The 14,483-nt window shown below is 38.3% G+C and carries 14 protein-coding genes; 7 read left to right on the top strand and 7 right to left on the bottom strand.

Annotated elements, in window-relative coordinates; genetic code table 11:
- Positions 1 to 3: 3 nt before the first annotated feature.
- From ZA05_RS07280 to mraZ, 3 genes are read right to left on the bottom strand one after another with little or no spacing between them, the layout of a single operon-like run.
- A complete protein-coding gene (locus ZA05_RS07280) occupies positions 4 to 321 on the bottom strand; it encodes an FtsL-like putative cell division protein (RefSeq protein WP_053991007.1) in 318 nt (105 codons plus the stop codon).
- Positions 318 to 1,214, bottom strand: coding sequence for a 16S rRNA (cytosine(1402)-N(4))-methyltransferase RsmH (gene rsmH, locus ZA05_RS07275; RefSeq protein ID WP_053991057.1), 897 nt, complete (start codon positions 1,212 to 1,214; stop codon positions 318 to 320). The genes ZA05_RS07280 and rsmH overlap by 4 nt, the downstream gene beginning before the upstream one ends.
- Positions 1,201 to 1,671: a division/cell wall cluster transcriptional repressor MraZ gene (mraZ, locus tag ZA05_RS07270; protein WP_053991056.1), complete on the bottom strand. Its 471-nt coding sequence runs from the start codon at positions 1,669 to 1,671 to the stop codon at positions 1,201 to 1,203. Before mraZ ends, rsmH begins: the two co-directional genes overlap by 14 nt.
- 377 nt (positions 1,672 to 2,048) lie before the next feature.
- Here mraZ and ZA05_RS07265 point away from each other — a divergent pair, with 377 nt between their 5' ends.
- Together ZA05_RS07265 and yihA are read left to right on the top strand one after the other, a co-directional pair.
- Positions 2,049 to 2,813, top strand: a complete 765-nt coding sequence (locus ZA05_RS07265) for an alpha/beta fold hydrolase (RefSeq protein WP_053991006.1) — start codon at positions 2,049 to 2,051, stop codon at positions 2,811 to 2,813.
- A 9-nt stretch (positions 2,814 to 2,822) separates the two neighbouring features.
- Positions 2,823 to 3,437 (top strand): ribosome biogenesis GTP-binding protein YihA/YsxC, encoded by a 615-nt coding sequence (gene yihA / locus ZA05_RS07260; protein WP_053991005.1) that lies wholly within the window; start codon positions 2,823 to 2,825, stop codon positions 3,435 to 3,437.
- A gap of 1 nt (position 3,438) precedes the next feature.
- On the opposite strand, the gene ZA05_RS07255 is transcribed toward yihA, so the two are convergent.
- Complete coding sequence (locus ZA05_RS07255) at positions 3,439 to 4,533, bottom strand: ABC transporter permease (RefSeq protein ID WP_053991055.1); 1,095 nt, start codon at positions 4,531 to 4,533, stop codon at positions 3,439 to 3,441.
- A 5-nt stretch (positions 4,534 to 4,538) separates the two neighbouring features.
- The gene (locus tag ZA05_RS07250; RefSeq protein ID WP_053991054.1) at positions 4,539 to 6,695 is read right to left on the bottom strand and encodes a carboxy terminal-processing peptidase; all 2,157 of its coding nucleotides are present in this window, start codon (positions 6,693 to 6,695) and stop codon (positions 4,539 to 4,541) included.
- A 155-nt stretch (positions 6,696 to 6,850) separates the two neighbouring features.
- On the opposite strand from ZA05_RS07250, the gene surE reads away from it, so the two are divergent.
- The 5 genes from surE (at position 6,851) to ZA05_RS07225 (ending at position 11,726) form a co-directional block, all read left to right on the top strand.
- On the top strand, positions 6,851 to 7,627 hold the full coding sequence (surE, locus tag ZA05_RS07245; protein WP_053991004.1) for a 5'/3'-nucleotidase SurE: 777 nt from the start codon (positions 6,851 to 6,853) through the stop codon (positions 7,625 to 7,627).
- On the top strand, positions 7,620 to 7,904 hold the full coding sequence (locus ZA05_RS07240) for a hypothetical protein (RefSeq protein ID WP_053991003.1): 285 nt from the start codon (positions 7,620 to 7,622) through the stop codon (positions 7,902 to 7,904). The genes surE and ZA05_RS07240 overlap by 8 nt, the downstream gene beginning before the upstream one ends.
- Positions 7,905 to 7,911: 7 nt before the next feature.
- Positions 7,912 to 9,024, top strand: coding sequence for a lipid-A-disaccharide synthase (lpxB, locus tag ZA05_RS07235; protein ID WP_053991002.1), 1,113 nt, complete (start codon positions 7,912 to 7,914; stop codon positions 9,022 to 9,024).
- A gap of 135 nt (positions 9,025 to 9,159) precedes the next feature.
- Positions 9,160 to 9,660 (top strand): C40 family peptidase, encoded by a 501-nt coding sequence (locus ZA05_RS07230; protein WP_053991001.1) that lies wholly within the window; start codon positions 9,160 to 9,162, stop codon positions 9,658 to 9,660.
- Between the two features lie 26 nt (positions 9,661 to 9,686).
- The gene (locus tag ZA05_RS07225; RefSeq protein ID WP_053991000.1) at positions 9,687 to 11,726 is read left to right on the top strand and encodes a ComEC/Rec2 family competence protein; all 2,040 of its coding nucleotides are present in this window, start codon (positions 9,687 to 9,689) and stop codon (positions 11,724 to 11,726) included.
- Positions 11,727 to 11,731: 5 nt separating this feature from the next.
- Here the strand turns inward: ZA05_RS07225 and ZA05_RS07220 are convergent, their stop codons facing one another.
- Entirely contained in the window at positions 11,732 to 12,280 is a 549-nt protein-coding gene (locus ZA05_RS07220) for a thioredoxin fold domain-containing protein (protein ID WP_053990999.1), read from the bottom strand.
- An 87-nt stretch (positions 12,281 to 12,367) separates the two neighbouring features.
- Complete coding sequence (locus ZA05_RS07215; RefSeq protein ID WP_053990998.1) at positions 12,368 to 14,476, bottom strand: peptide MFS transporter; 2,109 nt, start codon at positions 14,474 to 14,476, stop codon at positions 12,368 to 12,370.
- Between the last annotated feature and the right edge of the window lie 7 nt (positions 14,477 to 14,483).

The raw sequence follows: 14,483 nt of genomic DNA, 5'->3' as shown, positions 1-14,483 counted from the left end.
CTTCTACTCCTGCGATTTTACTCTTATTTTTCTAGGAGGAATTTCCGAAGGAAACACTCCTTTTTCAGACATTTTTTTTACTAAGGATGACTCCATCTTAAGCCTCATCAATTGCGAACGCCCATCCACAAAAGCTGAACGTAATTCTTTCACCTCATTATTCAATCTTGCAATCTCGTGTACTTTTTTATCCGCACTATGAGAACTCGCTATCATAATTAGCGCCAAGACAGAAATAAAAATGATAACCCTCCAATTTTTAAAAGAATCATCACTAACTAAAAACTTACCTTTCAGAATACTATAAATATTGTTCCTCATAGCTTCTCTGCAATTCTTAGCTTAGCACTCCGCGCCCGACTGTTCTGCGCTATCTCTTCCTTGGTAGGCACAATCAAACCACCCACCTTTTTTAATGGCACTTCAAAATTCCCGAACATATCTCGCTCGGGCTCTCCTTCAAACATGCCGTTCCTTATAAATCGCTTCACCAATCTATCCTCTAAGGAATGATAGGATATAAAACTTAAACGTCCTCCTTGCTTCAACAATTCAGGCATTTGCAACAACAATTCTTTAAGCACCTCTATTTCTTGGTTGACCTCGATGCGAATGGCCTGATAAATTTGCGCCAGCACCTTATTTTCTTTTTTGTGCCCCAAGAAGCGCTTTAACACTTCTTTCAGCCGCTCACTTGTTTTAATAGGATCATCTTTTCTTGCCTCTACAATTATTCTGGCCATGGCCGGAGCCTGCCTCAATTCGCCATATTGCAAAAACATCTGCCTCAATTGCTCCTCCTCATATTCATTCACGACATTATAAGCAGACAAACCTTCCTTCTGATTCATACGCATATCCAAATCGGCTTCAAACCTCGTGGAAAATCCTCGTTCCGCCACATCAAACTGATGGGAAGACACTCCAAAATCAGCCAAAACGCCATCCACTTCCTTCACACCATAAAATCTTAAAAAACGCTTGATATACCTAAAATTCTCATTTATCAAGGTGAAACGCGGATCATCAATAGCATTCGCCAAAGCATCTTGGTCCTGATCAAAAGCAAACAACCTCCCACCTTCACCCAAACGCTTCAAAATCTCCCTACTGTGCCCTCCGCCACCAAAAGTGACATCCACATACACGCCGTCCGGCTTAATATTTAAACCATCAACAGTTTCCTTTAACAATACTGGATTATGATATTCCATATTCATCATCATCTTGTCCCATTACCTCTTCAGCCAAATCGGCAAAATCATCAGCCGCTTCGTTTATAGATTGTTCATACTGATCCTTATCCCAAATCTCAATGATATTAATCGCAGAAGACAATACAATCTCCTTTGAAATACCCGAAAACACAACTAAGTCCTTTGGAATAAGCAAACGGCCCGCAGTATCCACCTCTACCATTTTCACTCCAGCCGTAAAACGTCTAATAAAATCGTTGTTCTTTTTCTTAAACCGATTAAGTTTGTTCATTTTTTGCATGAGCTTTTCCCACTCTGCCATTGGATACAATTCCAAGCAGGATTGGAACACCGCTCTCTTAAGCACAAATCCGTCCTGAAATACAGGCGAAAGCTGTTTTTTCAGCGCAGAAGGTAGCATTAGCCTGCCTTTGGCATCAACTTTACATTCGTATGTCCCTATTAATGAATTCAAAACGACCGGCTTATACAACAAACGATAACAATTCAAATATATTGAAAAATTTACCACATTTTACCACTTTCTACCACTTTTGTTAATAATTTCTATATAATGAAGCATTTAACCGCCAAAGTACAGACTACAAAAACCTTAAATATTTTAACTTCAAGCCCTTAAGTTGTTGATAACATTTAGGAAATACAGGACACAAAATGTTAACAATAAGGACTGAAATTCCACCTTAAAATCAACACAACCCACTATATTCCCAACGCAAAAAACTAGGAGATAGCCATTTCAAAATTGTTCGATTTCATAACCAAAAAACAGTACGAATAATCAGATAAATACCTATATTTGCTTTTGATGAAGTTGACTAACCATTATACATGAAGCACCTTTTAAAAACAGAGAAAAACTATAATTACATTGAAGTTGGAGAAGGAAAGCCTATAGTTGTTTTACACGGTTTAATGGGTGGACTAAGCAATTTTGACGCTGTTACCAGATATTTTGGCAACAAAGGATACAAAGTCATCATCCCAGAGCTACCAATTTACACCATGTCCTTACTCAAAACAAACGTTAAGAGTTTTGCCAAGTATTTATATGATTTTATAGAGCACAAACAACTTGACGAGGTTATTTTACTCGGAAATTCCCTAGGTGGGCACATTGGTCTCTACCATACCAAATTATTTCCCGAAAAAGTAAAAGCATTAATCATTACAGGAAGTTCCGGACTTTACGAAAGCGCTATGGGAAGCGGCTATACTAAACGTAGTGACTACGATGTCATCAAGAAAAAAGCGCAAGATGTATTCTACGACCCTGAAGTGGCAACGAAAGAAATTGTAGACGAGGTCTATGAAACGGTAAACGACAGAAATAAGCTTGTAAAAACTTTGGCAATTGCCAAAAGCGCCATTAGACACAATATGGCCAAGGACCTTCCCCACATGCAAACGCCTACCTGCATTATTTGGGGAAAAAACGATACGGTGACGCCCCCTGAAGTTGCAGAGGAATTCCACCAGCTACTCCCAGATTCTAGCCTTTACTGGATTGACAAATGCGGTCATGCCGCCATGATGGAACATCCAGATGAATTCAATGCTATTTTAGACAAGTGGCTCACTGAAAGAAACTTTTAAATACCAACAATGTTAATCAAGACCGCTGAATTCATAATCAGTAATTCCGACGTTTCCAAATGTCCGAAAGACCCTATTCCAGAATACGCCTTTATAGGAAGAAGTAATGTTGGAAAGTCCTCCTTGATCAACATGCTCACCAATCACAAAAGTCTTGCCAAGACATCTGGAAAACCAGGAAAGACGCAATTAATCAACCACTTTTTGATCAATAAAAATTGGTTTTTGGTCGATTTGCCTGGCTATGGTTATGCAAGAGTTTCCAAAACAGCTAAGAAGAAATTCCAAAAATTCATCACCAATTATTTCGAGCAGCGCCAACAATTAGTGTCTGCATTTGTCTTGGTGGATATTCGCCATGAGCCCCAAAAAATTGATATGGAATTTATGGAATATTTGGGAGAACAAGGCATACCATTCTCTATCATTTTCACTAAGGCCGACAAGCTGAAACCAAAGGCCATTGAAAGAAATGTAGAAGACTACACCAAAGAAATGCTTAATGTTTGGGAAGAAATGCCTCCCTACTTTATTACTTCCTCAAGCAAAACCATCGGCCGCGATGAAGTTTTAAATTTCATTCAAGACACCAATACCGAAATCAACAGCTTAAGAAACCAATAATCTAGCTTTTCACATCCAAAGCATCCCGAAGGGCATTTCCAATAAGCATAAATGCCATTACCAATATCATGATACATACTCCCGGGATCAAAGCCAAATATGGTTTTCCTAAAATGATATAGTTATAATGATCTTTGATCATACCGCCCCAACTAGGCATAGGGGGTTGCGCACCTATCCCCAAGAAGCTTAAACCACTCTCAATTAATATAGCCGCTGCAAAGTTTGCCGCAGAAATCACAATGATAGGCGCCATGATATTAGGCAAAATATGTTTGGAAATAATTCTAAAATCGGTATAGCCCAAAGCCCTTGCCGCCGTTACATATTGCATTTCCTTTACACCAATCACTTGACCTCGCACTACACGAGCCACTTCTACCCACATGGTCAAACCAACCGCAATAAACACCTGCCAAAACCCCTTTCCTAAAGTCAAGGTAATAGCAATAACCAAAAGTAATGTTGGAATCGACCAAGTAACATTAATAAGCCACATGATTACAGCGTCTATTTTCCCTCCAAAATACCCCGCTACACTTCCCATAAAGATTCCTATAACAAGAGAAATAAATACCGCAACAAACCCTATAAAAAAAGAAATGCGTGAGCCAATTAGAATCCTACTCAACAAATCCCTTCCATATTTATCAGTTCCGAATAAGAAGCGACGCTCCTTTATAAAGGAACTATATTCACCGTCTGGAAATTTACTCAAAGGAACTTCCTTGACAATTCCTTCAAGACCGTCCGAAGCGTATTCGATGTAAACCAAATTATCAGCTGTAACCTTATAGGATGAAATTGGAATTTCGGAATCTGCATTTTGTACTCCAAAAAAGAACTTCGAAAACCAAGACTGTCCAGATTGAACTTCCAACGGAATGGTGAGCATGGTCACTTTAAACCCCGGCTTTTTGGAATGGATGGCCAAGTGCATTTGGTTTCCACTTTGACTATTATCAGGAGCCAATACATAAGCAAACACCGCAATAAGGCCTATAACTATGATTACACCTAAACTTAAAACGCCCCAAAAGTTACTTTTGAACTTTTGGAGCGCTAACTGAGATAATGAGTTATTATGTATACTCACCAATATTAGTCTTTTACTGTCGCTACTTTTGTTTTAACGTCGTATGTCATTTTCAAGTCATGCAATACATGAAGCGCTTCTTCAATATATACATCCTGACTTAAATTTTCATGCCAACGCTCTCTCTTCTCTTTCAAAACACTATCCTTAGCCATTAGTTCTTGCTCATAAGGCAAAGAACTAAAGGTAAGATCTGTCTTGTAATCAGAAATCTTCTCAAAACGTTTAGCTTCTTCTTCGTTAAGCTCTAATTCTGCTTTATACTTATCATAGTTTAACGAATATACTTCTTGATCTCTTATTTTCTTCACCCATTGCGCATTGGCATCGATAAGTTTCAATTGCTCATTGTTGGCCATACGCTCCTTACTTTGCTTAATGGTCACATCATAATCGTAGTAGTTACTCCAAACATCGTAATCTACCGCATCAATTTTATCCCAAGCCAATGGGTTTTCCTGATCTTTCTCCCCAATATTAATGTAGCTATATCTATCTGGCACCACTACATCGCTCTTCACACCTTCCAATTGGGTGGAACCTCCATTGATTCGGTAGAATTTTTGAGTAGTAAATTTCAAGGCTCCCATATCGCCACTTGAACTGTTTCGTACCATACGGTTAAGGTCCAATACATTTTGAACGGTACCTTTTCCATAGGTTTGTTTACTCCCAATAATGATGGCACGCTTATAATCTTGCATTGCAGCGGCCAAAATTTCTGAAGCAGAAGCCGAAAGTTCGTTTACCAACACTACCAATGGGCCATCCCAAACAATAGATTTATCTCTATCGTTAAGCACTTCCTTATCCTCACCAGCCGTCTTCACCTGAACAACTGGACCGTCTTTAATAAACAATCCAACCATGTCTACTACTGTTTGCAAAGAACCTCCCCCATTATTCCTTAAATCAAGTACGAGTCCTTGTGCTCCGGCATCCTTCAATCTAATTACTTCCTTTTTGATATCAGAAGCTGCATTTCTTTTATTATAATCCTCAAAATCTACATAGAACTTTGGCAGGTTGATAACCCCAAAGGTTTTCCCGTCCTTAATCACAGTAGATGATTTGGCATAAGTCTCTTCAATTTCAACGATGTCACGAGTAATAGTGATATCTTCGATGGTACCATCAACCTTTTTTAAGGTAAGGGTAACCTTCGTGCCTTTTGGTCCTTTGATAAATTTAATAGCATCATCCAAACGCATACCCACAATACTAATGGCATCCTTTTCATCCTCCTGCTTTACCTTCATGATCTGGTCACCTACTTCCAATTTATTTTGTCTCCAAGCAGGGCCTCCACTGATAATTTCATTTACAATGATCGCATCCATTTTCTTCTGTAACCTCGCACCAATACCCTCAAAGTTCCCAGACATGGCTACATCAAAACGGTCTTTATCTTCTGGAGCAAAGTAGAACGTATGCGGATCGAATTCTTCAACAATAGCATTCACATACACAGAAAACCAATCTTGACGCTGTCTATCATTGATAAACTCATGAAGTTCGTCCAAAGATGTCAAGGTCATTTCTCTGGCCTCAACTTCTAACTGAGCTTTCGTTTTATTTTCTCTTTTTTCATTTGAGACATCACCGGAACCTTCCCCTGCACTACCTTCTGATTCTTGCTCAGTCATCAAATTATCGTAATTTGCAATCGTCGAAAATTTCAACAATTTTCTCCAACGCTCCTTCATTTCTTTTTTAGAGCCTACATATGGCAAGGCATCGTAATCTGTAGATATTTCCTCATCGACGGAAAAATCAAAAGGTTGTGCCAATACTTCCTTATAAATATCTTCGGATTCTTTGATACGTTGTATCAAACGCTCGTGCGTTAAATTAAAAAAGGACACATCATACACTTTAATTTGATCGTCCAACTTATCCTTGTAAAGCATAAATTCCTTGATGTCCGATTCATAAAAATAACGCTTAAAAGGGTCTAGCTGTTTTAGGTAATCTTCAAAGACCTGTTCTGAAAATTCATCGTTTATATCCTTAGGCTGAAAATGCCCATTCTCTAACACATAACTAATCAATTGTACTAGCAATCTATCTTTATTCGGGTCGTCAAAAGTCTTGGTTGTAAAGCTACAAGACGCAAAGGCCAAGAGCAAAACCAACAGTAATAGCTTATAATTCCTTCTCATGATTCTATAAAATTGCATACTTTATTTTTCACTAAAGTAACAGAAAAAACTGTGCCATAGAAACCTAATGCTACTAATTTTTTGTTAAACCAGAATTTACGGGAGTTTCCAGATGATTTTGTGTAATTTAGTATTTTGAAAAAATTGAAGCCTCTATGACAAAAAAACCGCTCATTTTAGTTACTAACGACGATGGCATTACCGCCCCAGGATTAAGGACCTTAATCAGTATTATGAACGAAATTGGGGAGGTAGTTGTGGTAGCACCAGACAGCCCGCAAAGTGGCATGGGACATGCCATTACTGTTAACTCTACCATTTTTGTTGAAAAAGTAGTTGTAGATGACGGCCCCCAAGCGGAATATAGCTGTTCAGGCACTCCTGCCGATTGTGTTAAGCTGGCCAATAGAGAGATTTTGAAGCGCAAACCAGACCTATGTGTCTCGGGTATTAACCACGGCTCCAATTCGTCCATCAACGTGATTTATTCAGGAACTATGAGTGCTGCCATTGAAGCCGGTGTAGAGGGAATCCCTGCTATTGGATTTTCATTATTGGACTATAATTGGAATGCCAATTTTGAAGGTACCAGACGTTTTATCAAAACTATTGTAGAGAATGTCCTGAAAGAGAAACTCCCTAAAGATGTGGTTCTCAACGTCAACCTTCCCAACTTACCAGAACACAAAATTAAAGGTATTAAGGTTTGTAGACAGGCTAGAGCCAATTGGGTCGAGGAATTTGACAAGCGCCATAGTCCACAGGGGCGCGAATACTATTGGTTAACGGGCAAATTTGTAAATTTGGACCATGGTGAAGATACGGACGAATGGGCCTTGGAGCACGGTTATGTTTCTGTGGTACCTGTTCAGTTTGATTTAACAGCTCACCATTGTATTCAAAATTTAAACACTTGGAATTTTAATGATTAAAAAAGAAGTTATTATTGGCATTGTAACTGGATTTGCAGCCAATTTTTTAGGACTGTTATTAGCGGTCTACATTTTTGGAAATGGAGAAGGCTTTTCAACCACTATCAACCAAGCCATGGCTGAAGGCTTTTTTAGTAAATTAGTAAGTATTGGAGCGATTCTAAACTTGGTCGCCTTTTTTATTTTCATCAAAAAGAAACAAGATTACAGAGCACGAGGTGTTTTGCTAGCTACAATACTGGTTGCTGTATTCACATTTTTATTAAAATTTTGGTAATTCAAAAATGAAATACTACATCATTGCAGGGGAAGCCTCAGGAGACCTTCATGGATCCAACCTTATGAAAGCATTGTCCCAATTGGACGTGAATGCTGAATTTAGGTTTTGGGGTGGCGATTTAATGCAAAATGTAAGCGACAATTTGGTAAAGCACTATAAAGACCTTGCTTTTATGGGCTTTGCAGAAGTTGTGATGAATTTACGCACTATTGCCAACAACCTTTCCTTTTGCAAAAAGGATATTGAAGCATACCAACCAGACACCATAATCTTTATCGATTATCCTGGATTTAACATGCGCATTGCTAAATGGGCAAAACAGAAGGGAATCAGGACACAGTACTACATCTCTCCACAAATTTGGGCTTGGAAAGAGAACAGGATTCATGCCATTAAGCGGGATGTGGACAATATGTATGTCATTCTTCCCTTTGAAAAGGATTTTTACAAGAAACATGACTACCAAGTAGAATTTGTAGGCCATCCACTTATCGATGCCATTGGAGATCGCAAACAAGTAGACGAATATGTCTTTAGAGCAGAGCACGGCCTTACCGAAAAGCCCATTATCGCCTTACTACCCGGGAGCAGAAAACAAGAGATAAAGAAAATGCTATCGGTGATGGTAAGTGTCGTTGAAGATTTTCCGGAATACCAATTTGTAATTGCTGGAGCCCCCAGTCAAGAACGCAGCTTCTACCAAGGCTTTATCAAAAAGGCCAATGTAGCATTTGTGAGCAACGAAACTTACGATTTACTGAGTGTATCCTATGCCGCCTTGGTAACTTCGGGAACCGCAACTTTGGAAACGGCATTGTTTAAAGTCCCCGAAGTGGTGTGTTACAAAGGCAGTTGGCTCTCCTACCAAATTGGGAAGCGCTTGGTAAAACACATCAAGTACATTTCACTGGTCAACCTGATAATGGACAAGGAAGTGGTCACCGAACTTATTCAAGACGACTTCAATACTCCCCGCTTAAAGGAAGAACTTCATAAGATTCTAGATGATTACGAACGTGTGAAATTCTTTTTGGATTATTACGATCTAGAAAAAAAATTGGGAGGCAAAGGAGCTAGCCAAAACACTGCAGAGTTGATTTTTAAAGACATCTCATAAATTCGTCACAACAAATCAAGAGAACTTAAGTAAAAATAATCATTAGCTTCAAAGACCATATAAAACATAATTTCATGCCAGAGGACTTTTAGTTTATAAGAAATTAATACATTTAAAAAAATTAAAAGTCCCTGAATGAAAAAAATTGCCCTTTTATTAATTCTACTTATCAGTTTCAGTAGCTGTAAATCCTCCAAACGCGCAAGAAACAACTCTCCAAAAACAACCAAAACCACAAAAGCCGCCGACTCCAAAACTGCGGACAAAATTGTAAAATACGCCATGCAATTTGATGGTGTAAAATACAAATATGGAGGCACCACAAAAAAGGGAATGGACTGCTCGGGCTTAGTGACCACAGCCTTTAAAAGTGAAAATATCCAACTCCCTAGAACCACGGGCTCAATGTCTACAACTGGAGACTGGATTGATTTAAAAGAAGTGCAAAAAGGGGATTTGCTATTTTTTGCAACTAGTAAAAACAGCCGAAAAGTCAACCACGTTGCCCTGGTTACCCAAGCAAGAGGTGATTACGTTGAATTTATCCATGCCAGCACTAGCAAGGGCGTCATAATCTCCAATTTGGCAGAACGATATTGGTATTACGCTTTTGTTCAGGCACGTAGAGTCTTATAGTTTGATAAAATTTGGTAACTTTAAGTATGAAGTTACTACGTTTTCCAATCATTAAACTTACAGTTTGCCTTATTTTAGGCATTGTAGCTTCATATTACTACAATATTCCATTCAACCTTGCGGCCACGGCCACACTTGGAGGTCTCCTACTACTCTTTACCCTCCATCGTGTTTCAAAACACAAACTGGAACATCCCACAAGCTTTGGAATTGCAGCCCTGTGTACGACTTTCTTTTTGGGAGTTTCCACCTTTCATTTCCACAATCAAAGAAACTTCAAAAACCATTATTCAAACATCATTCTTAAGGACAAAGCAACTCCATCTAGATTAGTCCTTAGGGTACGTGAACAATTAAAACCAAGTACCTATCACGAGAAATATGTGGTAGATCTTCTTAAAATTGATTCCATTCCTGTTCGTGGAAAAACCTTATTGAATATTGAAATAGATTCGCTTTACAAGCCATTCAAAATTGACGAAATCATTTCTGTAAAATCCCTTCTGAACGACTTAAATCCTCCGTTAAATCCCAATCAATTTAATTACAAGGCCTATTTAGAAAAACAATACATTCACCATCAGATATCCACCAATAGAAAAGAAATACTTTCCCTTAGCGCTCAACCGCACACCATTTTTGGATACGCCGCCCTCATTAGGCAACACATTTTAAACCGGCTGGAAAACACACAACTCTCAAAAGAGGATTCAGCTATTTTGAGCGCCTTATTGTTGGGACAACGACAAAACATTAGCCCTGAAACTTACGAACAGTTCACCAAGGCTGGCGCCGTCCACATATTGGCTATTTCTGGTTTACATGTTGGAATTATATTACTCCTTTTGAATTTAATTTTAAGGCCCATAGAACGCTTTCGCCTAGGTAAGCTTTATAAAACAATTATTACAATTGTGCTGCTTTGGATATTTGCCCTAATATCGGGATTATCTCCCTCAGTTACGAGGGCTGTCACAATGTTTTGTGTTGTGAGTATTGGCATGAACTTAAAGCGTCCTGCAAACATTTACAATACGCTTGCCATTTCTATTTTTATTCTGTTACTTTTCAAACCAATGTTATTGTTTGATGTTGGTTTCCAGCTAAGTTATTTGGCCGTAATAGCCATTGTTACCATACAACCACTCCTGAATCAACTGTATTCACCAAAAACAAAAATTGACAAATTGTTTTGGAATGTCTTAACGGTAACCATAGCTGCACAATTTGGTGTACTTCCTTTAAGTATTTACTACTTCCACCAAGCGCCTTTACTATTTTTTGTATCCAACTTACTTGTTATTCCAATTTTAGGCTTGCTCCTTGGATGCGGTATTTTAGTCGTGTTCCTATCTCTTGTTAACCTCCCTATAGGGTTTGTTACAGATGTGTTTCACCATTTATCCAACTATATGCAATCTGTGGTTGCTTGGACAGCCGCGAAGGAAGCATATATCATCAAAGACATTGCTATCTCCAGTTTCATGGTTGTTGCATTCTATTTACTAATTATAACCTCAGTAAGGTATTGGCGCAAAAGAGACTTTAACAGACTCGCCTGGATGTTATTGGCTATAATTTCATTGCAAATTGCCTTTATCTTCAATAAACATTCCACAAGTAGAGATGCCTTTATAGTATTTCATAAAAGCAGACACAGCATCCTTTCAATACACAAAAATGAACAACTCGAGGTAAACCATAATTTGGACAGATTCAAATTCTCTAAAGACAAAATGCTTCAGAACTATAGAGTAGAAAATTTCATTTCAAGTATGGAACAAGGTCCACTTAAAGACCTCTATATGATCAACAACAAATCACTGTTAGTCATTGACAGCTTAGGCGTCTATAATGTATCCAAATTCAAACCCTATTATCTACTCCTTAGAAATTCCCCTAAAATTAATCTTAAAAGAGTCATTGATTCCATTCACCCTCAATCCATCATTGCAGACGGAAGCAACTACAGATCCTACATTGAAGCTTGGAAAACTACCTGTAAAAAAGAAAAGCTCCCCTTCCACCAAACCAGTGAAAAGGGAGCTTTTATAATCACGAACTAAATATTTTATCCTTTAAATTCAGGTTGAAAAGCGTTGTAATAAGTATTGAAATCTTCTTGAGATTTCATATTGACATGCTCATCGGAGTTGAAAAGTTTCAAATACAATTCCAATTGCTGTGGCTTCTGATAGCCTCGTATTGGCGCCAAAATCTTCCCTTCCTCATCAAAGAACACTATGGTAGGGTAAGCACTCACCTTAAGGTACAACGTTAGATCGTGCACCCCATTTCTGCGATTTGCTAAGGCCGGGTCATAATTTTTGTTGGAAAAGGTTTTACCATCATAATTCACAGTTTCATTCCCCTCTGCATTAAATTTTACCGCGTAATAATTTTCGTTTACAAAATCCACCACATCTGGATTATGAAAAGTATTCCTATCCAACATCTTACAAGGACCACACCAATTGGTATAGACATCCATCATAATCTTTTTAGGCTTTTTCTTTTGCAATTCCAAAGCTTCATCCAAAGTCACCCAATTAATTTCTTGGGCAATACTACTTACAGAGGTTAACACCGCCAATAGTACAATATATCCTAGTTTTTTCATAAATCCTTTGTTGTAATAATATCTTCTAACTTACAAAAAATGCTCCTCGTAAGGAGCATTTTACAGTTAATTTAACTTTTTTATCGATTATCGCACCCCGTGCATTAGTTTTTTAAGAAGTGGGTTTAAGGCAAATACCAGTACACCTGCAACCATAGGCACAATGGTGAATATTAAAAAGAATGTAGACAAGTTATATGCTTCCGTAATATTCTCAATCTGACCTCCCAATACAGCAGCCAATTTGTTACCAATAGCAATAGCCAAATACCACATACCAAACATTAAAGCAATCATTCTTGCCGGCACCAATTTACTCACATAGGACAGTCCCACCGGAGACAAACATAGCTCTCCCAAGGTATGGAACAGATAGGCCAAAATCAACCAGATCATGCTCACCTTCATTGTACCTTCAACACCACTGGCTCCCCATGCTAAAAGTCCAAATCCTACTCCCATGATGATTAAACCAAGAGCGTACTTTGCAGCAGCTGACGGATTGTATTTGCTCTCCCACCATTTTGAAAAGAAAGATGCAAACACAATTATAAAGAATGAATTAAGAATACTAAACCAAGAAACGGTAATCTCAACCTCACTATCCTTAATTTGAGCTACTTTAGCCTTCACAACAGCAGAATCTCTATTTAAAGATTTAGCTTGCAACCTTGCTGTTTCCAAACGCTCGGCATCCAAGTAACCAAAAGCAGTCCCTTCATTGTTTTTGCTTATCATATGGATTTCATCTCCAAGAGCAAACTCAATTGGCTCAGCAATAGAAACAGTACGTTCTACTACCTTATCCGTATCTGCCACCTTTGTACCCTCTCCAATGGCGATATACTTAAATTGCAATTCACCTTTTTCATCTTTCATTTGCACGCCTTTGTCATCCAATACAGGACGCTCAATAGCCATATAATTTACATCATATGCAGTTGTGTTAAAATCCCTGTTCAACATCCAACCTACAATACCCCACATAAACACAAAACAAATTACCAATACAATATTAGATCCAGGTATTTTCTTGAACGTCTTTTTCCAAAGTAAAATTAACACCCACGAAATGATTAATAAAGGTACTACTGTAAGTAAAGTATTAACAATATTAAATGTTGTAGCTGCACCACCACTGAGCATTCTATCTACATTATCCCTAGCAAAAATAACCAATGAAGAGGCACCTTGCTCAAAGGACAACCAGAAGAATACAGTAAAAAAGGCAAAAATGATAAAGGCGAACATACGGTCTCTCACTACTGGCGTATAACGCATAATACGGCCAATAACCAGTATTAAGAACAATACCAATGCAAATAAAATTGCAGTATACTGACCTTCCAAATCCCCCATTTTGAATGCAGAGAAGATATCTATCCCTGCAATTTTAGACATAGGGTCATTGATGGCATATCCTAGCCCAATCACCGAACATACCACTATCAATATTTTATCTAAAACAGTAAACGGATTCTCTTTTCCTACATTAGCTTCTTCACCAAGGTCTTCCGTTTTTTGCTCTTTAGTTTCAAAGGCTTTTTGTTCTTTGGAAGGTTTTGCTCCAATAGCTCCAAACAACTTTCCTGAAAAACCAAACTGAAGTGTCCCCAACAACATGAATACACCTGCTAACCCAAATCCATAAGACCAACCTATTTTTTCAGCTAGATAGCCACAAAGCATCATCCCAAAAAAGGCACCGGCGTTAACTCCCATGTAGAAAATTGTATAAGCCCCGTCCTTTTTCTCAGGGTTATCTTTATACATCCCAGAAATAATTGATGTAATATTAGGTTTGAAAAAACCAGTTCCTATTACCAATAGGGCAAGACCCAAATACAGAGAAAATTCAGTTTCCAGAGCCATGGAAGCATGACCCAGCGTCATAATTAAGGCCCCAATAATAACCGCCCAACGGTAACCAGTGATTTTATCGGCAACAATTCCCCCAACAATTGGAGTGATATAAAGTAACATGGCGTAAGTTCCAAAAAGTGCCCCCGCATTTTCAACAGACCACTCCCAACCTGGATTGTATCCAATCAATGCCATGGTCAAGAAATTCACCAAAAGTACTCGCATCCCATAGAAGGAAAAACGCTCCCACATTTCAGTAAAAAACAGTACAAACAATCCTGCCGGGTGCCCTAGCACCTTATCCTTAAAAAGATTTTCAATATCCGTATTCATATGTAAT

This window comes from Mangrovimonas sp. TPBH4 (genome assembly GCF_001280505.1).
Classification (GTDB): domain Bacteria; phylum Bacteroidota; class Bacteroidia; order Flavobacteriales; family Flavobacteriaceae; genus Mangrovimonas_A.
Note: the sequence above shows the minus strand (reverse complement) of the source record. Positions and strands in the feature narration are given on the sequence as shown.

Bases quoted from the DNA above. Each gene is read 5' to 3' on its own strand.
- ZA05_RS07240 (WP_053991003.1), top strand. From the start codon at position 7,620: ATGATTAAAAAAGAAGTTATTATTGGCATTGTAACTGGATTTGCAGCC.
- surE (WP_053991004.1), top strand. From the start codon at position 6,851: ATGACAAAAAAACCGCTCATTTTAGTTACTAACGACGATGGCATTACC.
- ZA05_RS07250 (WP_053991054.1), bottom strand. From the start codon at position 6,695: ATGAGAAGGAATTATAAGCTATTACTGTTGGTTTTGCTCTTGGCCTTT.
- ZA05_RS07230 (WP_053991001.1), top strand. From the start codon at position 9,160: ATGAAAAAAATTGCCCTTTTATTAATTCTACTTATCAGTTTCAGTAGC.
- ZA05_RS07265 (WP_053991006.1), top strand. From the start codon at position 2,049: ATGAAGCACCTTTTAAAAACAGAGAAAAACTATAATTACATTGAAGTT.
- ZA05_RS07225 (WP_053991000.1), top strand. From the start codon at position 9,687: ATGAAGTTACTACGTTTTCCAATCATTAAACTTACAGTTTGCCTTATT.
- lpxB (WP_053991002.1), top strand. From the start codon at position 7,912: ATGAAATACTACATCATTGCAGGGGAAGCCTCAGGAGACCTTCATGGA.
- yihA (WP_053991005.1), top strand. From the start codon at position 2,823: ATGTTAATCAAGACCGCTGAATTCATAATCAGTAATTCCGACGTTTCC.
- rsmH (WP_053991057.1), bottom strand. From the start codon at position 1,214: ATGGAATATCATAATCCAGTATTGTTAAAGGAAACTGTTGATGGTTTA.
- ZA05_RS07220 (WP_053990999.1), bottom strand. From the start codon at position 12,280: ATGAAAAAACTAGGATATATTGTACTATTGGCGGTGTTAACCTCTGTA.
- ZA05_RS07280 (WP_053991007.1), bottom strand. From the start codon at position 321: ATGAGGAACAATATTTATAGTATTCTGAAAGGTAAGTTTTTAGTTAGT.
- ZA05_RS07215 (WP_053990998.1), bottom strand. From the start codon at position 14,476: ATGAATACGGATATTGAAAATCTTTTTAAGGATAAGGTGCTAGGGCAC.